The following is a 17,291-nucleotide window of genomic DNA, read 5'->3' on the forward strand; positions in this document are numbered from 1 at the left end:
CCAAACCTTCCCCCCACCCCCCCCTCTCCCTATTTTTCCCACAACCCCCCCCGGGGGGGGGGGGGGCCCCCCCCCCCCCCCCAACGCCACATTGGGGCGCTGGCCGGTGGTCAAGAAGGGAGCGGTCCGTTCTCAGGCGCGCTGGAGCTGGAACCGCTGGTTGGCGCCCCCCGAGGGGGCGTATTGCGAAATCCGCGCGCCGTCGGCGGTCGAGGCGCCCCAGACGTCCATGGCGAGGCCGCTGGCCCGGTTGACGAGGCTGATCGCGCCGCCGCCCTGGTCGGTGACCTTCCACTGCTGTGCCGCCGCGTCGGTGTCGGGCTGCTGGGTGATGTCCGCGCCGGAGGCGGAACTCGCGACCTGCAGGACGAGGCCGCTGTGGCGGGCGCGGACGCGGTAGTAGCCGTCGGCGGAGGCGAGGAAGTCGAACTGCTGGTTGGCCGCGTTGTGCGAGGACCACTGGATCAAGGCGGCGCCCGCCGCGGTGGACGCGCCGCTGATGTCCGCCGACTTGCCGCTGTGCGCCGCGACCAGGGAGTAGTTCACGCCGACCTGAACCGGTGAGGTGGGCGGGTTCGGGTCGCTACCGCCGAACTGGCTGAAGAACTTCCAGATCTCGGCCTTGTCCCAGCTCCTCGCGCCGCTCTCGCAGCCGGTGCAGCCGTCCACCGGGCCCTGCTGGTGGCCGCCGTCGAACGGCGCCCAGACCACCGGGTACCCGGCCCGGCATCCCGAATAGACGGTCAGGTAGTGGGTTTTGCTGCCCGGAGCGGGTTCGGGCGCGTTCTGCGGGGTGCAGCCGTTGTTCCGGACGAACGTGTCGCGCAGCCCGCGGCCGGCCCCGATGTTGTCCGACACCCCGTGGATGCCCATGTACGCGATGGGCTGGGTGCCGCCGCTGCAGCCGCTGATCGCGCCGGGGGCGGCGATGGCCACGACCGCGCGGAAGACGGTCGCCCGCGCGCACGCCAGCGCGTAGCTCATCGCGCCGCCGTAGCTGAACCCGATGGAGAACAGTTGCGTCGTGTCGACGCAGAGGTCGTTTTCGATCAGCCGGATCATGTCGTCGGTGAAGGTGACGTCCTCGCCGCCGGAGTTGCCCCAGCCGTTGCCGATTCCTTGGGGCGCCACGAAGATCGTGCTGTTGCCCGACTGCGACTGCATGCCGTAGTAGGCCCAGGCGTAGCCGTCGCTCCCGCCGGAGGCGACCTGCTCGGCGGTGCCGCCCAGCCAGTGGTAGCCGAAAGCCAGCCGGTGTGGAGTGCTGTTGTCGTAGGTGTCGGGGATCTTCAGGATGAAGTCACGGCTCTTGCCGTTGCTCTGGATGGTGCGTTTGCCACTGGTCAGCGTGGGGTTCTTGCCGCAGCCGGCGCTGGGCGTCCCCGCCGCCGCGCTGGCCGCGCCGGCGCTCGGCGGCGTGCCGCCGATGGCCAGGACGAGCAGCGCGGCGGTCACGAGGGTCCTGAACAGCGATCGGTGTCCCGACATCCGAAACCCCTTTGGCCCGTGGGAAATTCCCGGCGATTCGCGAAACGCCATTGCGTTTTAGCACATGCCGGGAATGCGCGTCCATGTACGTTTCACGCCGGAGTGGGGGATTTCGGTAATGCGCTTTCCCGGGCCGTCTGGTGGCGCGTCCGAGGTGCGTCGACGGGGACCGGGGATGCGCCCCAATGTGGCGTTCGGTGCGTCCAGCGCACCCAATGTGGCGTTCGGTGCGTCAGACGCAACCAACGCCACATCGGGGCGCATTGCCGTGCCGCGGGACAAGTCGCGGCGCGCGAGGCTAACGCCTCACGCTGTAGCGGAGGAAGACGACTTTCGTGCCGACCGGGCGGGTTTCGACGAGGTCGAGATCCACCCGGCGCTCGTCGTGCGGGAAGAACGGAATGCCCCCGCCGACCAGCACCGGGTAGACCCGGGCCCGGTATTCGTCGATGAGGCCCGCCGCGGCCGCCTGGGCGGCGAGCGCCGCGCCGCCGATCGCGATGGTGCCTTCCGCCGGCTCGGCGCGCAGCCGCTCGATCTCTTCGACCAGGCCACCGGACGCCAGGCGGGCGTGGCCCCGCACCGCCGTCAGGGTCCTGGAGAACACCACCTTCGGCAGCGGGTTCCAGAGCCCGGCCCACTCGCGCTTCGAGTCGTCGAGTGACTCCTCTTCGACGTCCTCCCAGTACAGCATCGTCTCGTACAGCCGACGGCCCAGCAGGTGGACGCCGACTTCCCGGATCTCGTCGACGGAGAAGCGGAAGACCTCCTCTTCGGGTTCCGTCCACGCGAAGCCGCCGTCCGGGTCGACGATGTAGCCGTCGAGCGAGACGCCCATCGAATAGGTCACCTTGCGCACCGGCGCTCCTCCTCGGTCCCGGGCCGACAGTATGCCCGCCTCACTCGCCCAGGGGACGGACCTCGACCGGCGTGTGCAGGACGCGGTCGTGGCCGGCTTCGCGGACCGGGCCGGTGAGGTCGAACGATCCGCGGCACGGCAGGTCGGCGGCGGAATGCCCGACGAACACCTCGACGGTGCCGGGTTCGACGACGCGGCGCAGGTCCGGCCCGGTGAAGGCGGTGCGGTCGGCGTGCACGGTGAACGTGACCCGGGCCGCGCGCCCGGGTTCCAGGGCGACCCGGGCGAAGCCGGCCAGCTCCAGAACGGGCCGGGTGACCGGGGCCTGGACGTCGTGCAGGTAGAGCTGCACCGTTTCCTCGCCGGCCCGGTCGCCGGTGTTGTGCACGGTGACCGCGATGGACAGTTGCCCGTCGGTCGGCACTTCGGCGGCCTCGACGCGGAGGTCCGAGTAGCCGTAGGTCGTGTACGAGATTCCGTGCCCGAACGGGAACAACGGCGTCGGGTCGAGGTTGCTGATGCCCTCGCTGTTGCGGCCGAGCGGCGGGTTCAGGTAGGTCCCCGGTGAGCCGCCGGGGTGGCGGGGGATCTGCACCGGGAGGCGGCCGGACGGCGTGATCCGGCCGGTGAGGACGCCGGCCAGGGCGCTGCCGCCCTCCTCGCCGGGCATGAACGCCTGGACGAGGGCCGCGGCGCGGCCGGCGTGGCGGCCGAGGGCGTACGGCCGGCCGGAGACGACCACGATCACGACGGGCGTTCCGGTGGCCAGCAACGCGTCGAGGAGCTCGTCCTGGACACCGGGGAGGCTCAGGTCGGGGGCGTCGCAGCCCTCGCCCGAGGTGCCGCGGCCGAACAGGCCCGCGCGGTCGCCCACGACCGCGACGCACACGTCGGCGGCGGCGGCCGCGGCCACGGCGTCGGCGAACCCGGAGCGGTCCTCGTCCCGGACCGGGCAGCCTTCGTGCACCGAAACATCCGGGAGCTCCCGGCGCAGGCTGTCCACAAGAGACGGTGCGGCGACGCCGATGCCGAGCTCCGGGTACCGGGGCAGGACGTGGTTGGGGTAGGAGTAGCAGCCCATGAAGGCCAGCGGGTCGTCGGCGCACGGGCCGACCACCGCGACCTTGCCCGCGGACAACGGGAGCACGCCGTCGTTCGCGAGCAGGACCACCGACTTTTCGGCGATCTCCCGGGCGATGGCGCGGTTGCGCGGCGAGTCGAGGTCGATCGGCTCGGCTTTCGGTACCCACCCCGGGTCGAGCAGGCCGAGTTCGGCCTTCTGCCGCAGCAGCCGGCGCGCCGCCCGATCCACCAGGTCCTCGGGCACGTCGCCGCAGCGGACCAGCTCGGCGAGTTCCTTGCCGTAGCAAAGGCTGTCGGGCAGTTCGACGTCGATTCCGGCGGCCAGGGCCAGCGCGCCGGCCGTGCCGACGCCGTCGGCGACGCGGTGCATGCTCTTGAGGAACGCGATCGCCCAGTAGTCGGAGACGACGACGCCGTCGAAGTCCCATTCGTCGCGGAGGATGCCGGTCAGCAAGGCCGCGTTGGCGGCCGCGGGGACGCCGTCGAGGTCGACGTAGGCATTCATCACCGAGCGCGCCCCGCCGTCCCGGATCGCCCGCTCGAACGGCGGCAGGATGACGTCGCGCAGCTCGCGCGGGCCGATCGACACCGGCGCGTGGTTGCGGGCGCCGCGGGACGCCGAGTAGCCGGCGAAGTGCTTGAGCGTCGCGATGACGCCGGTCTTCTCCAGGCCGCGGACGTAGGCCGTGCCGAGCGTGCCGACGAGGTAGGGGTCTTCGCCGAGCGTCTCTTCGACGCGGCCCCAGCGGTAGTCGCGCACGACGTCGAGGACCGGCGAAAGTCCCTGGTGGACGCCGACCGCGCGCATGTCCCCGGCGATGGCGGTGGCCATCCGCTCGACGAGCCCCGGGTCGAAGGTCGCGGCCCAGGCCAGCGCCGTCGGGTAGACGGTGGCGCCGAGCGTGGTGAACCCGGTCAGGCATTCCTCGTGCACGATGGCCGGGACGCCGAGCCGGGTTTCGGCGACGATCTCCCGCTGCAGGGCGACGAGCCGCTCGACGCCGTCGGCGGCGGTCACCGGCGCGGTGCCGAAGACGCGGGTGAGGTGCCCGATGCCGTCCGCGCGGACCTGCTCGAACGGGACCCCGCCGCGGGCGAAGACGTCCTGCATCGGGGCGACGTTCCCGCTGACCTCCTGGTTGCCGGGCCACGCGCTGCCCAGCTGCGCGATCTTCTCCTCGAGGGTCATCGCCGCGAGCAGCGCGTCCGCGCGCTCGCCGGGGGACAGGGCCGTGTCGAGCCAGCGGGTCATCGTGCTCCTTCGTCGGGTGCGGGGCCGGTCGACTCGCGCACGACGAGCTGCGTGGCGAGCTCGACGTGGTGGGAGTCGAGGGTGTCCCCGGTGATCAGCTTGAGCAGGGTGCGGACCGCGACGCGGCCCATGTCGTTCAGGGGCTGGCGGATCACGGTGAGCGGGGGAGTGGCGAGGCGGGCGAGCATGGTGTCGTCGAACCCGACGACGCTCAGGTCCTGCGGCACGCGCAGCCCGCGGCGGCGCGCGGCCTCCAGGACGCCGAGCGCGGTGGCGTCGTTCGCGGCGAACACCGCGGTCGGCGGCTCGGCCAGGGCCAGCAGCCGCTCGCCCATGGCGAGGCCGTCCGGGTGGTCGAACTCGCCGTGCCGCACCAGGTCCGGGTCGAACGGGACGCCGGCGTTCTCCAGTGCCGCCCGGTAGCCGTGCAGCCGCGCCTGGCTGCAGGAGGCTTCGAGCGGGCCGCCGGCGAACGCGATCCGCCGGTGGCCCAGGCTCAGCAGGTGCTCGGTGGCGGTGACGCCGCCGGACCAGTTCGTCGCGCCGACGCTGGTCACCTCGGCCCGGGGCGGGTTCAGCGGGTCGATGACGACCAGCGGCAGGCCGGCGTTTTCGAAGCTCTCGACCTGCGCGAGCGACAGCTCGGACGTGACGACGATCAGCCCGGACCGGTCGTTGCTCTTCAGCCGCTGCGCCCAGTGGTCTTCCGGGTTCAACGGGCCGCCGGGGTCCGGTGTGGGCATCCGGCCCACGACCACGTCGATGCCGAGCTCGGCGCCGGCGTCGGTCACACCGCGCAGCACCTCGAGCGTGTACGGGCTGACCAGGTCGTCGAAGACCGCGTCGACCACCCGGGACGGCGCGAGCGTCCGGCGCCCGTTCTGCGGCACGTAACCCAGCTCCCGCAGGGCCGATTCCACCCGGGTCCGCGTCTCCGCGGCGACGTCGGTCCGCCCGTTGAGGACCTTGGACACGGTCGGCAGGGAGACCCCGGCCGTCTCGGCGACCGTGGCGAGCGTGGCGCGCTTTCTCCCCGGCATCGGAGTTCTCCTATCGAAAACTTTCGAGCTGATCTTCGGGCTCTGACGAGCAACGTAGCACTTGACGACCCGAGAACTCTACCTTAGATTTCCGGCCACCCCAGAAAGTTTTCGAAACTTTTCGAAACCTTCGACGAGGAAGGTGCACCATGGCACTGGGCACACGCCGGACGACGCTGATCGCCGGACTGGCGGCACTCCTGACCTGCACCGCGGCCTGCGGCACCAGCGGTCCCTCCGGCGCGGGCGGCGGCAAGCCGACCGCTTGGGCGCTGACCGGCGGCGACGAGCAGGTCTTCCGGACCTCGTTCGCCGCCGACGGGATCGACGGGCAGTTCTTCGGCAACGACGCCTACAAGCAGAAGATCCGGTCCGCGGTCGGCGCGGACCAGGCCCCGACGCTGGTCTACAGCTGGGGCAACGGCGGCATGCTGAAGTCGTGGGTCGCCGCGGGCAAGATCGCGGACCTGACCCCGGAGGTGCAGAAGGACCCCGCGCTGACCGGCCGGTTCCTGCCTTCGGTCGCGAAGACCGGCGTCATCGACGGCAAGACCTACGCCGTGCCGAACAACAGCATGCAGCCGGTGTTCCTGTTCTACAACAAGGATCTCTTCGCCCAGGTCGGCGCACAGCCGCCGAAGACGTGGGACGACCTGATGGCGCTGGTGCCGAAGTTCACCGCCGCCGGCATCGCCCCGTTCTCCCTCGGCGGGCAGAGCAAGTGGCCGCAGCTGATGTGGGAGGAGTACCTCGTCGACCGCATCGGCGGTCCCGGGGTGTTCGACGCGATCGCCGCGAACAAGCCCGGCGCGTGGTCCGACCCGGCCGTGCTCGAGGCGAACCGCAAGATCCAGCAGCTGGTCGACGCCGGCGGGTTCGTCAAGGGCTTCAACTCGATCAGCACCGACAGCAACGCCGACATCGCCCTGCTCTACACCGGCAAGGCCGCGATGTACCTGATGGGCTCGTGGGCCTTCCCGACGATCAAGGAGGCCAACCCGGAGTTCGCCGCGAGCAAGCTCGGCTACACCGCCTTCCCCGCCGTGCCCGGCGGCAAGGGCGACCCGGCGGACATCGCCGGCAACCCGGCGAACTTCTGGTCCGTCTCGGCGCGCGCGACCGACGCGCAGAAGCAGGCCGCGGTCAAGTACCTGCGCGAGGGCGTCATGAACGACACCTACGTCGACGCGCTGCTGGCCGGCGGCTCGGTCCCGCCCGTCGCCGGCATCGAAGCCAAGCTGGCGAAGGCGCAGGACCCGCAGTATCTGTCCTATGTGTACGGATTGGCGCGCAACGCGCCGAGCTTCCAGCTCTCGTGGGACCAGGCCATCTCGCCGAGCCAGGCCGACGCGCTGCTGAACAACCTCGACCAGCTGTTCCTCAAGCAGCTCACGCCCGAGCAGTTCTCGGCGAACATGAACGCGACGGCCGGGAAATGACGACGCACGTCGCCACCCTCGAGCGGCCGCAGGTGCGGTCCGGCGCGGTGAGCCACCGCGCCGGGCCCCACCCGCTGATGGCCGCGCCCGCGTTGCTGTTCTTCACCGTCTTCGCGCTGCTCCCGCTCGGCGGGGTGGTCGTGCTCAGCCTGATGAAGTGGGACGGCATCGCCGACCCGGCCTGGGCCGGCTTCGCCAACTGGACCGCGGCGCTGAGCGACCCGGCCACCTACCACGCGCTCTGGCTCAGCCTGAAGGTCATGGTGTTCAGCTGGCTCTTCCAGACACCGGTCTCGCTGCTGCTCGGTGTGCTCACTGCCGGCCGCGGCCGCTACCGCGCGGTGCTGGGCGTGCTGTACTTCCTGCCGCTGCTGCTGTCCTCGGCCGCGATCGCCATCGCGTTCAAGGCCCTGCTCGATCCGAACTTCGGGATGAGCCGCGCCTTCGGCGTCGCCGCGCTGGCCCAGGATTGGCTCGGCGACCCGACGCTGGCGCTGTACGTGGTGATCTTCGTGATCGGCTGGCAGTTCATGCCCTTCCACACGCTGCTCTACCAGGCCGGGGTCCGGCAGATCCCGGCCCAGCTCTACGAAGCCGCGCAGATCGACGGCGCGGGTCCCCTGCGGCAGTTCTTACACATCACGCTGCCGCAGCTGCGCTACACGATCCTGACGTCGTCGACGCTCATGCTGGTCGGCTCGCTGACCTACTTCGACCTCGTCTTCGTCCTCACCGGCGGCGGTCCCGGCGACGCGACCCGGTTCCTGCCCCTGGACATGTACCTCAACGGTTTCTCCAACAACGACATGGGCCGCGCGAGCACCCTGGCCGTGCTGCTGGTCGTCGCCGGCCTGGCGCTGTCGCTCGGCCTGGCCCGGCTCGCCCGCTTCTCCCGCGGCAGCCAGCTGGAGGGTGTGTGATGCGGTCCCGTCCGAACGTCCTCGGCGGCCTCGGCGGGTTCGCCTGGCTGCTCGTCGTGCTCGTGCCGGTGTACTACATCGTCGTCACGAGCCTGCGCCGCCAGCGCGGCTTCTTCGACGCCAACCCGCTGTCCCCGCCGACCGACCCGACCTTCGACAACTACAAGCTGGTGCTGGAAAACGACTTCCCGCGCTACCTGCTCAACAGCGTGGTCGTCACCGCCGGGACAGTGGTTGTCACCGTGGCCGTGTCGCTGATGGCCGCCTACTACGTCGTGCGGAGCCGGACGCGGTTCGCCGGGCTCACCTACAGCACCTTCCTGCTGGGCCTGGCGATCCCGCTGCAGGCGACGATCATCCCGATCTACTACCTGATCACCCGGGCGCACCTCTACGACTCGCTGCTCGCGATCATCCTGCCGTCGGTGGCCTTCGCGATCCCGCTGTCGGTGGTGATCCTGGCGAACTTCCTCCGGGACGTGCCGAACGAGCTGTTCGAGTCGATGCGCGTCGACGGCGCCGGGCACTGGCGGATGCTCGGGAGCCTGGTCCTGCCGCTGGTCAAACCCGCAGTGGTCACGGTCGCCGTGTACGACGGCCTGAACGTGTGGAACGGGTTCCTGTTCCCGCTCATCCTCACCCAGAGCGCCGACCAGCGCGTGCTGCCGATGGCGTTGTGGGCGTTCCAGGGCCAGTTCCGCGTCAACATCCCGGCGGTGCTCGCCGCGGTGATCCTTTCGACGCTGCCGGTGCTCGCGCTGTACGTCCTGGGCCGCCGGTATCTGGTCACCGGGCTCACGGCCGGCTTCGGCAAGTAGGCCGAGGGCCTCTCCTTCCGGAGAGGCCCTCGGGCGGAGGTGCCGGTCAGGAGCAGGAAGCCCCGTTCAGCGTCGGTGACTGGAAGGGCGGTGTGCCGCCGGTGTAGTTCGCGTTGTACCCGATGGTGACGGTCGCGCCCGCGGCGAGGTTGCCGTTCCAGGACGCGTTGTCGACCTTGACGACGTCGCCCGTGTCGGTCCAGGTTCCGTTCCAGCCCTGGCTGACCGTGACGCCGGGGGCGGAGAACGTCAGCGTCCAGTGGTCGACGGATGCCCCGCGGTTCTCGATGACGATCTCGCCGGTGTACCCGTTCGACCAGGCGCTGACCACCCGGTGGGTCACCTTGCAGCCCCCGGTCGGCTGCGGGGTCGTGGTGGTCGGGAAGGGAGTGCTCGGCGTGGTGGGCGTCGTCGGTGTCGTCGGGGTGGTGGTCTGGATCGGCCCGGCCGCGATGGCGAGGTCGTAAGCCCGCTGCGGCACGAACTGGCCGGCCGTGGCGATGCAGCCGTCCGCCTCGCCCGGCGGCTTGACCCACAGGAACGCGTCGATCTGGCCGTCCCCGGTCTGGTTGGTGCTCGGCTTGCCGATCGCGCGCCCGGCGGGGTCGCACCACTCGCTGCCCTGCGGCCCGTTGCCGTTGCGGCTCGTGTCGATCACGGCCTTCAGCCGCGAGTCGCCGAGCTGGCCGAGGATCGCCTTGGCGTAGTTGACTTCGTCGGAGGTGGCGCGGTAGTTGGACACGTTGGTCGAGATGCCGTCGCCGCTGTTGGAGATGTCGGCCGCCCGCAGCCGCGCCGCGGCGTCGCCGGCGGAAAGCCACGCGGAATGCCCGATGTCGAAGTAGACCTTGGCCTGGGCCGAGGCCGCCTTCAGCTTCTTGCCCGCGTAGGCGATGGACGCCGAGGTCTGCCGCTGCTGGTCGCTGCTCTGGCAGTTCGTCATCTGCGCGAGCACGTCGGGTTCGAGCACGATGGCCGCGGGCCGCCCGGCCAGGCCCGCCGCCACCTGGTCGACCCAGGCCCGGTAGGCCTCCTGTGACGGCGCGCCGCCGCTGCTCGCGCCGCCGCAGTCGCGGTTGGGGATGTCGTAGACCACCATGATCGGGATCTTCCCGGCGGCCGCCGCCGCGCCGACGTACGCGTCGACCTCGCCGCGCACGGTGGACGTGTTCGTGGTGGCGAACCACCTCGCCTGCGGTACCGCGGCGATGCGGTCGCGGATGACCGCGGCACGCGAGTCGCCGGGGTTCGCCGCGACCCACTTGGCCGCGTTGGTGCCCGGGTCGACGTAGTACGCCGATTCGGCGGCCTGCGCGCCGGTCCACGTGGTCGCGGTGACGACGCCGGTCACGGCCACCGCGGCGAGCCCACCGGCTGCCACTGTCCTGCTTCGCATGCGCATTCTCCTTCGAACGGCTGGGTGGCGCCGGAGTGCCTGGGAGCGCTCCCAGTGATTCGGGACTGTAGCCGGGCAAGGCGGGATGGGAAAGGGGGCGCGGTGCTGTTCTCGCCCGGCGGCGCGAAAATTACATTCGCGCGGAATCTGCGGTTGTTCGGCGACGGAGCGGCTGTTAGCGTTAACGCCCGGACTGCTCGCCATCGACGAAGATGGGGTTCCCATGTGCGGTTTCCCGCGTGCCTCCCCGGCCGGGTCAGTGCGTTTCCTCCTTCGCTGAACGTTTCGATTGTTTCGCCGGCGTGCGCGAAAGTTTCGCCGTCGCCGCCCTTCGCCGAAAGTGAGGACACCCATGCCCGCGACCCTGCTCCGGAGCGCGAGGAGAGCGGCGGCGACGGTCACCGCGGTCGTCCTGGCCGTGGCCGGCACTGCCGTCGCCGCGGCGCCCGCCGCCCAGGCGGCCACCGCGATCACGATCAACGGCGGTTCCGCCGGTCGCACGTTCGACGGCGTCGGCGCGGTCAGCGGCGGCGGTGGCAACAGCCGCCTGCTGATCGACTACCCCGAACCGCAGCGCGGCCAGATCCTCGACTACCTCTTCAAGCCCGGCTACGGTGCCGCCCTGCAGATCCTCAAGGTGGAAATGGGCGGGGACACCAACTCCACCAGCGGCGCGGAGCCCAGCCACGCGCACTTCCGCGGCGACCTCGACTGCAACCGCGGGTACGAGTGGTGGATCATGGAACAGGCCAAGGCGCGCAACCCGGGCATCAAGCTCGTGGGCCTGCCGTGGGGCGCGCCGGGCTGGATCGGCAACGGCACTTTCTTCTCCAACGACCTCACGGACTACTACCTGTCGTGGCTGGGGTGCGCCAAGCAGCACGGGCTGACCATCGACTACCTGACGAGCGTCCAGAACGAGAAGCAGTGGAGCGCCGACTGGACCGTCACCCTCCGCAATGCGCTCAACGCCAACGGGTACAACGCCGTCAAGATCATCTCCGGTGACTCGTGGCCGGGGGACTGGGGCCCGGCGAGCGCGATCTCGACGAACACGGCCTACCGCAACGCGACCGACGTGCTCAGCGCCCACTACACCTGCGGCTACCTCAGCGCGCAGACGTCGTGCAGTGTCCCGGCCAACGTCACGAACACCGGGAAGACCTTGTGGTCCAGCGAAAACGGCTCACAGGACTACAACGACGGCGCCAAGCCGCTGGCCCGCGGGATCAACCGGGTCTACCTCGACGGCAAGATGACCGCCTACCTGAACTGGGACCTGATCGCCGCCGTCACGCCGAACATCCCGTGGCCGACCGTGGGACTGATCCTCGCCAACCAGCCGTGGTCCGGTTACTACTCGGTCGGCAAGGACTCGTGGGCGCTGGCGCACACGACGCAGTTCACCGCGCCCGGTTGGAAGTACCTCGACTCGTCCAGCGGCTACCTCGGCGGCAACCGCAACAACGGCAGTTACGTGTCGCTGAAGTCGCCGAACAACACCGACTACAGCACGATCATCGAGACGATGGACGCCACGTCGGCCCAGACGCTGAACCTGAACGTCACCGGCGGGCTGTCCGCCGGCCAGGTGCACGTGTGGGCGACCAACCTCAACTCGAACAACGGGAACGACCACTTCGTCCACAGCGCGGACATCACGCCGTCCGGCGGTGCCTACTCCCTGACCGTCCAGCCCGGCTACCTCTACTCGATCACGACCACCACCGGGCAGGGCAAGGGCACGGCGACGAGCCCGCCGCAGGGCTCGCTGAACCTGCCCTACAGCGACGACTTCGACGGGTACGCGAAGGGCAAGGAAGCCAAGTACCTGATGGACATGGAGGGCGCCTTCGAGACCGCCGCGTGCGGCGCCGGCCGTGCGGGCACCTGCGTGCGCCAGGCCGCGACGCAGAAGACGATCCCCTGGAAGAAGTTCGTCGACCCCTACGCGCTGCTGGGCAACGTCGCCTGGAACAACTACACACTCAGCACGGACGTGCTGCTGGAGAAGTCCGGGTACGTCGAGCTGCTCGGCCACGCCGGTTCGCAGGACACCGGCAACCAGGGCGCGCTGAACGCGTACTACCTGCGGGTCAGTGACACCGGTGCGTGGTCGCTCCGGCGCAACAACACCAGCCAGCAGAACACGACGCTGCGCACCGGGACGACGACCGCGCTCGGCACCGGCAGCTGGCACAAGCTGTCACTGGGCTTCTCCGGCAGCACCATCACCGCCTCCGTCGACGGCACGGTGCTCGGCACGGTCACCGACAGCACCTTCCCGGCCGGCCAGGTCGGGATCGGCACGAGCGTGGGGGAGACCGCGCAGTTCGACAACCTCACGGTCGCCGGCTCGGGCGGCGGCTCGACGTCCGTGCTGCGCAACACGGCGTCCGGGCGCTGCCTCGACGTCCCGAACGTGTCCCAGACCAACGGCACGCAGGTGACGTTGTGGGACTGCAACGGTGGCACCAACCAGCAGTGGACCCTCAACTCCGCGAAGCAGCTCCAGGTGTACGGCAGCAAGTGCCTCGACGCCGAGGGCTCCGGCACCGCCGCCGGCACCCGGGCGATCATCTGGGACTGCACGGGCGGCGCCAACCAGCAGTGGAACGCCGGCGCCGACGGGACGATCACCGGTGTCCAGTCCGGACTGTGCTTGACCCCCACCGGGAACGGCACCGCGAACAGCACGCCGGTGACCCTGCAGACCTGTACCGGCGGCAGCGCCCAGAAGTGGGCGCGCAGCTAGCCGCGATCCGTCCGGACAAAGGAGTTCGCCGATGAACGCACGCTGGAGAACGTTGTGGCCGGCGGCGGTGCTCGCCGCGGGAGCGGTGGCCGGCACGGCCACGGCGTCGCAGGCAGCCACCCAGGGGCCGTGCGACATCTATGCCGCGGGCGGCACGCCGTGCGTGGCCGCGCATTCCACCACCCGAGCGCTGTACGGCGCGTACAACGGCTCGCTCTACCAAGTGCGGCGGGCTTCGGACAACACGACGCGGGACATCGGCGTCCTGAGCGCGGGCGGCGTCGCGAACGCCGCGGCGCAGGATTCGTTCTGCGCCGGGACGACGTGCCTGATCACCGTCATCTACGACCAGTCCGGCCGGAACAACCACCTGACCCAGGCACCGCCGGGCGGCTTCTCCGGCCCGGCTCCCGGCGGGTACGACAACCTCGCCAACGCGGCCGCCGCCCCGATCACGATCGGCGGGCAGAAGGCGTACGGCGTGTTCGTGGCTCCCGGTACCGGCTACCGCAACAACAACGCGACCGGCACCGCGACCGGCGACCAGCCGGAGGGCATGTACGCGATCTTCGACGGCACGCACTACAACGGCGGCTGCTGTTTAGACTACGGCAACGCCGAGCGCAACAGCCGGGACAACGGCAACGGCACGATGGAGGCCATCTACTTCGGCAACATCAAGGTCTGGGGCTACGGCACCGGAAACGGGCCGTGGATCATGGCCGACCTGGAGAACGGTCTCTATTCGGGGGTGAACGCCGGGTACAACGCCAACGACCCGACCATCAACCACCGCTACCTGACCGCGATCATCAAGGGCGAGCCCAACCACTGGGCGATCCGCGGCGGCAACGCGCAGTCCGGCGGCCTGTCGACGTTCTACGACGGCAAGCGGCCGAACGTGTCCGGCTACAACCCGATGCGCAAGGAAGGCGCGATCATCCTCGGCACCGGCGGCGACAACAGCATCGGGTCGGCGGGCACGTTCTACGAAGGCGTGATGACGTCGGGCTACCCGTCGAACGCCACGGAGGACGCGGTGCAGGCCAACATCACCGCGGCCGGCTACGGCACCGGCGGGTCCAACACGGGCACCGGCCCGCTGCACGCGGTGGGCGCGGGCAAGTGCCTGGCCGCGCCGAATTCGACGCAGGGCACGCAGTCGCAGATCGCGGGCTGCACCGGCCAGCCCAACCAGACGTGGACACGGACGTCGGCGGGCGAGCTGAGGGTCACCGTCGGCGGCTCGACCCTCTGCCTGGACGCGTCCGGCCAGGGCACCAGCGCCGGCACGAAGGTCATCACCTGGTCCTGCAACGGCGGCGGCAACCAGCAGTGGACGGTCAATTCCAACGGCACGGTCACCGGCGGCCAGTCCGGGCTGTGCCTCGACGTCACCGGCGCCTCCACCGCCGACGGCGCACCGGTGGAACTGTGGACCTGCAACGGCGGCAGCAACCAGCAGTGGACACTCGGCTAGCCGCGCGTCGCCGGCTGCTCGACGTCCGGGCCAAGCGCCCCAATGCCACATTGGGTGCGTTGGACGCACCCAATGTGGCGTTCGGTGCGTTGGACGCAACCAACGCCACATTGGGGCGCATCCGGGCCGGGCTACGGCACCGGCAGTTCGGCGAGCTGGACCAGCGCGGTGGCGTCGGTGGTGCTGTGCCGGGCTAGTTCGGTGAAGAAGTGCGCCACGTGGGCGGTCTCCAGGTGGGCCCGGAACGCGTCGGTGCTCGCGTAGATCTCGTAGAGGTAGAAGACTCCCGGGTTCGCGACGTCGGTGAACGACCGGAACTCCCGGCAGCCCGGCTCACGCCGGACGGCGGCGGTGAGCGTCACGATCGCGGCCGCGAGCCGCTCCTCGTGGCCGGGGACCGCCCGGACGACGGCCACCATCGGCCGCTCGCCGGGTGGGAGGTCGTCGCCGATCTCCGGCCTGAACCGGCGGTCGGTCACGGGACCGTCACCGGCGTGCCGGGCAGGACCAGGCGGACGTCGACGCCGGGCGCCAGCCGCGCGACCGCGTCCGCGTAGTGGCGGGGGTCCTGATCCCCGCGCGTGATCATCCGGTCGCCGAGGCGGCCGCTGTGGAAGGCGTAGTGGTGGGGGATCGCCAGGGTGGGCCTGAGCGCGGCCGTCAGCCCGGCGGCTTCTTCGGCGTCCATCACCACCTGGCGCATGTCCATCGACCGGACGCACAGCCCGTTCGTGGGCAGGATCGCCAGGTCGACCGGGCCGAACCGCCGCGGGATGGTGTCCAGCTCCGGCACGCGCAGGGAGTCGCCGCCGAAGAAGACCGTGCGGCCGCCGGCTTGGAGGACGAAGGTGACTTCGTGGACGCCGTGCTGCCCCGGGGTCGCGGTCACCGTGAGGTCGCCGGCCGTGGTCGCCTCCCACGCCTCGACCGCCCGGACGTCGCGGAAGCCCTTGTCCCGCGCGATGGTGGCGACGGTGCCGGGGCCGATGAGCGGGGTGCCGAGGTCGAAGCCCGCGCCGACGAGGGCGTCGAGGTCGCAGTGGTCGTAGTGTTCGTGGCTGACCACGACGGCGTCGAGCCGGCCCAGGGATCCGACGGTCGCGGTGACGGGCTCGCCCTGGTAGTACGTCGCGGTCTGGGTGAACCACGGGTCGGTCAGGACGCGGGTGCCGCCGAACTCGAGCAGCTGGCAGGCGTGGCCGATCCGGGTCACCGTCAGAGGGGTGCTCATGCCGTTTTTCCTTGTCGCGTAGGGGAAGTCACCGGTTGCCGAGGTCGAGCAGCGCGCCGAGCAGTTCTTCGGGCGTTTCGACCTGCGGGAGGTGACCGGTGCGGGGGAGCAGGGTGAACGTCGACAGCGGGAAGGCGGCGGCGTACGCCTTGCCGTATTCCGGCGTGACGATGCGGTCGCTCTCGCCCCACACCACGTGGACCGGGATGTCCACCCCGGCCAGCCGCTCCGCGAGTGCCGGGTCGGCCATGGCCGGGCCGGTGTAGCCGATCAGCGCCGCGACGTCCGGGCTGGGCCCGGTGCCGCCGCCCGGCGGGACGGGGGCCTTGCGCGGGTCGTGGAAGGAGTGCGCCAGCAGCTCGGCCCGCGACAGCCCGCTGACGTCGGTGAGGGGGTGCCCCGCCACCTCGATGCCGATGCCGTCGACGATCACCGCGCCGCTGACGCGCGGGCTGTGGCACAGCGCGATTTCGGCGGCCAGCCAGCCGCCGAAGGAGTTGCCGACGACGGTCACGTCCGTGAGGTCGAGCTGCTCGAGCATCGAGACGTAGGCCGCGGCCAGCTCGGAGACGCCGGTCAGCGCGTCGGACTTGGGGGTGCCGGCGAAGCCGGGATGCGTGGGCAGCAGCACCCGCGAATGGGTGCGTTCGGCCAGCAGGTCGGCGAAGCCGGTCATGGTCTGCACGCCGCCACCGCCGTGCAGCAGCAGGAACGGCCGGGTGCGGTCGCGGTCCTGGAGGGTGATCTCGACAGCGCCGGTCTGGAGGGTGCGGGTCCGGGTGGGCCGGAGGGTGCCCGCGGGGATCGGAGTGCTCATCGGTCCTTCTCTCTGCACGAAGCGTTATATCAGGAACCTTATCTAAGGTTCTTGATATAAGCAACCTGACTCCGGTGCGTTAAGCTCTCCGCCATGCCCTACCGCCCCTCCGACGTCTCCCTGGCCGTGAAGCGGCTGCAGTACCGCCACCACCGCGCGCTGAGCCGCGCGCTGGCGCCGCTGGGGCTCTCGCTCGTCCAGTGGGACACCCTGCGTCACCTGCACCGCCGGCCGGACGCCTCGCTGCACGAGCTCGCGGTGCTGACGTTCCAGACCGACCAGTCGTTCGGCTCGCTGGCCGTCCGGATGGCCGACCGCGGGCTGATCGAGCGCGTGCCGGGGCCGGGACGAGCGGTGAAGCACCGGCTCACCGAGGAAGGCGACCGGTTGCGGGCCGCCGGCCAGGAGGCGGTCGAAGCCGTCATCCAGGAGTCGTTCAGCGGGCTGTCTTCCCAGCAGCTCGACCAGCTGGGCGAACTGCTGGACATCGTGCTGGGGCCCGACCCGACGGTTTAGGCGCGCTCGTCGAGGTCGGCCAGGCCGAGGACGAAGCGGTAGCGGACGTCGTCGCGGGCGCAGAGCTGCGACGCATGGCGGACAAGCTGACGTCTCGTGGGGGCGCCACGAAACAGAGGCGGCGCGGACCAACCGGGCCCGGCTGTACGCGTACTTCGGCAGCGTGGTCGCCGGTCGGCAACGGCTACGCCGCCGCG

Annotated in this window: 14 protein-coding genes; 6 read left to right on the plus strand and 8 right to left on the minus strand. The window is 70.6% G+C overall.

What is annotated here, in order from left to right:
* Positions 1-132: 132 nt before the first annotated feature.
* The 4 genes from AB0G28_RS43355 to AB0G28_RS43370 all read right to left on the minus strand — a co-directional run bounded on the left by AB0G28_RS43355 (position 133) and on the right by AB0G28_RS43370 (position 5,722).
* The gene (locus AB0G28_RS43355; RefSeq protein ID WP_361103568.1) at positions 133-1,488 is read right to left on the minus strand and encodes an RICIN domain-containing protein; all 1,356 of its coding nucleotides are present in this window, start codon (positions 1,486-1,488) and stop codon (positions 133-135) included.
* A 298-nt stretch (positions 1,489-1,786) separates the two neighbouring features.
* Positions 1,787-2,347 carry a dihydrofolate reductase family protein gene (locus AB0G28_RS43360; protein WP_361103570.1) on the minus strand — a complete coding sequence of 187 codons (561 nt, stop codon included), beginning with the start codon at positions 2,345-2,347 and terminating at the stop codon, positions 1,787-1,789.
* 40 nt (positions 2,348-2,387) lie between these two features.
* Entirely contained in the window at positions 2,388-4,682 is a 2,295-nt protein-coding gene (locus AB0G28_RS43365) for a glycoside hydrolase family 3 N-terminal domain-containing protein (protein WP_361103572.1), read from the minus strand.
* Positions 4,679-5,722, minus strand: a complete 1,044-nt coding sequence (locus AB0G28_RS43370) for a LacI family DNA-binding transcriptional regulator (RefSeq protein ID WP_361103574.1) — start codon at positions 5,720-5,722, stop codon at positions 4,679-4,681. Before AB0G28_RS43370 ends, AB0G28_RS43365 begins: the two co-directional genes overlap by 4 nt.
* Positions 5,723-5,871: 149 nt before the next feature.
* Here AB0G28_RS43370 and AB0G28_RS43375 point away from each other — a divergent pair, with 149 nt between their 5' ends.
* The 3 genes from AB0G28_RS43375 to AB0G28_RS43385 are packed head-to-tail and all read left to right on the plus strand — an operon-like array spanning position 5,872 to position 8,899.
* On the plus strand, positions 5,872-7,161 hold the full coding sequence (locus AB0G28_RS43375) for an extracellular solute-binding protein (RefSeq protein WP_361103576.1): 1,290 nt from the start codon (positions 5,872-5,874) through the stop codon (positions 7,159-7,161).
* Entirely contained in the window at positions 7,158-8,081 is a 924-nt protein-coding gene (locus AB0G28_RS43380; RefSeq protein ID WP_361103578.1) for a sugar ABC transporter permease, read from the plus strand. The genes AB0G28_RS43375 and AB0G28_RS43380 overlap by 4 nt, the downstream gene beginning before the upstream one ends.
* Positions 8,081-8,899, plus strand: a complete 819-nt coding sequence (locus AB0G28_RS43385; protein ID WP_361103580.1) for a carbohydrate ABC transporter permease — start codon at positions 8,081-8,083, stop codon at positions 8,897-8,899. The genes AB0G28_RS43380 and AB0G28_RS43385 overlap by 1 nt, the downstream gene beginning before the upstream one ends.
* 46 nt (positions 8,900-8,945) lie before the next feature.
* Here AB0G28_RS43385 and AB0G28_RS43390 read toward each other — a convergent pair whose 3' ends face one another.
* Positions 8,946-10,280, minus strand: a complete 1,335-nt coding sequence (locus AB0G28_RS43390; RefSeq protein ID WP_361103627.1) for a glycoside hydrolase family 6 protein — start codon at positions 10,278-10,280, stop codon at positions 8,946-8,948.
* Positions 10,281-10,647: 367 nt separating this feature from the next.
* On the opposite strand from AB0G28_RS43390, the gene AB0G28_RS43395 reads away from it, so the two are divergent.
* Entirely contained in the window at positions 10,648-13,050 is a 2,403-nt protein-coding gene (locus tag AB0G28_RS43395) for a ricin-type beta-trefoil lectin domain protein (protein ID WP_361103582.1), read from the plus strand.
* 31 nt (positions 13,051-13,081) lie between these two features.
* Positions 13,082-14,530, plus strand: coding sequence for an arabinofuranosidase catalytic domain-containing protein (locus AB0G28_RS43400; protein WP_361103584.1), 1,449 nt, complete (start codon positions 13,082-13,084; stop codon positions 14,528-14,530).
* Positions 14,531-14,661: 131 nt separating this feature from the next.
* On the opposite strand, the gene AB0G28_RS43405 is transcribed toward AB0G28_RS43400, so the two are convergent.
* Genes AB0G28_RS43405 through AB0G28_RS43415 form a run of 3 tightly spaced genes read right to left on the minus strand, consistent with a single transcriptional unit; the run spans position 14,662 to position 16,578 of the window.
* Complete coding sequence (locus tag AB0G28_RS43405; RefSeq protein WP_361103586.1) at positions 14,662-15,009, minus strand: putative quinol monooxygenase; 348 nt, start codon at positions 15,007-15,009, stop codon at positions 14,662-14,664.
* The gene (locus AB0G28_RS43410) at positions 15,006-15,761 is read right to left on the minus strand and encodes an MBL fold metallo-hydrolase (protein WP_361103588.1); all 756 of its coding nucleotides are present in this window, start codon (positions 15,759-15,761) and stop codon (positions 15,006-15,008) included. The genes AB0G28_RS43405 and AB0G28_RS43410 overlap by 4 nt, the downstream gene beginning before the upstream one ends.
* Positions 15,762-15,789: 28 nt before the next feature.
* The gene (locus AB0G28_RS43415; RefSeq protein WP_361103590.1) at positions 15,790-16,578 is read right to left on the minus strand and encodes an alpha/beta hydrolase; all 789 of its coding nucleotides are present in this window, start codon (positions 16,576-16,578) and stop codon (positions 15,790-15,792) included.
* Positions 16,579-16,671: 93 nt separating this feature from the next.
* Between AB0G28_RS43415 and AB0G28_RS43420 the strand changes: the two genes are divergently transcribed.
* Positions 16,672-17,094 carry a MarR family transcriptional regulator gene (locus tag AB0G28_RS43420; protein ID WP_361103592.1) on the plus strand — a complete coding sequence of 141 codons (423 nt, stop codon included), beginning with the start codon at positions 16,672-16,674 and terminating at the stop codon, positions 17,092-17,094.
* The last annotated feature ends 197 nt before the right edge of the window (positions 17,095-17,291 follow it).

The sequence above is a fragment of the Amycolatopsis sp. NPDC021455 genome (assembly GCF_040640995.1).
Taxonomy (GTDB): Bacteria; Actinomycetota; Actinomycetes; order Mycobacteriales; family Pseudonocardiaceae; genus Amycolatopsis.

Excerpts from the sequence above, each read along its gene's own strand:
- AB0G28_RS43400 (WP_361103584.1), top strand. The coding sequence starts at position 13,082 with ATGAACGCACGCTGGAGAACGTTGTGGCCGGCGGCGGTGCTCGCCGCG.
- AB0G28_RS43410 (WP_361103588.1), bottom strand. The coding sequence starts at position 15,761 with ATGAGCACCCCTCTGACGGTGACCCGGATCGGCCACGCCTGCCAGCTG.
- AB0G28_RS43420 (WP_361103592.1), top strand. The coding sequence starts at position 16,672 with ATGCCCTACCGCCCCTCCGACGTCTCCCTGGCCGTGAAGCGGCTGCAG.
- AB0G28_RS43355 (WP_361103568.1), bottom strand. The coding sequence starts at position 1,488 with ATGTCGGGACACCGATCGCTGTTCAGGACCCTCGTGACCGCCGCGCTG.
- AB0G28_RS43365 (WP_361103572.1), bottom strand. The coding sequence starts at position 4,682 with ATGACCCGCTGGCTCGACACGGCCCTGTCCCCCGGCGAGCGCGCGGAC.
- AB0G28_RS43415 (WP_361103590.1), bottom strand. The coding sequence starts at position 16,578 with ATGAGCACTCCGATCCCCGCGGGCACCCTCCGGCCCACCCGGACCCGC.
- AB0G28_RS43385 (WP_361103580.1), top strand. The coding sequence starts at position 8,081 with ATGCGGTCCCGTCCGAACGTCCTCGGCGGCCTCGGCGGGTTCGCCTGG.
- AB0G28_RS43370 (WP_361103574.1), bottom strand. The coding sequence starts at position 5,722 with ATGCCGGGGAGAAAGCGCGCCACGCTCGCCACGGTCGCCGAGACGGCC.
- AB0G28_RS43380 (WP_361103578.1), top strand. The coding sequence starts at position 7,158 with ATGACGACGCACGTCGCCACCCTCGAGCGGCCGCAGGTGCGGTCCGGC.
- AB0G28_RS43375 (WP_361103576.1), top strand. The coding sequence starts at position 5,872 with ATGGCACTGGGCACACGCCGGACGACGCTGATCGCCGGACTGGCGGCA.
- AB0G28_RS43395 (WP_361103582.1), top strand. The coding sequence starts at position 10,648 with ATGCCCGCGACCCTGCTCCGGAGCGCGAGGAGAGCGGCGGCGACGGTC.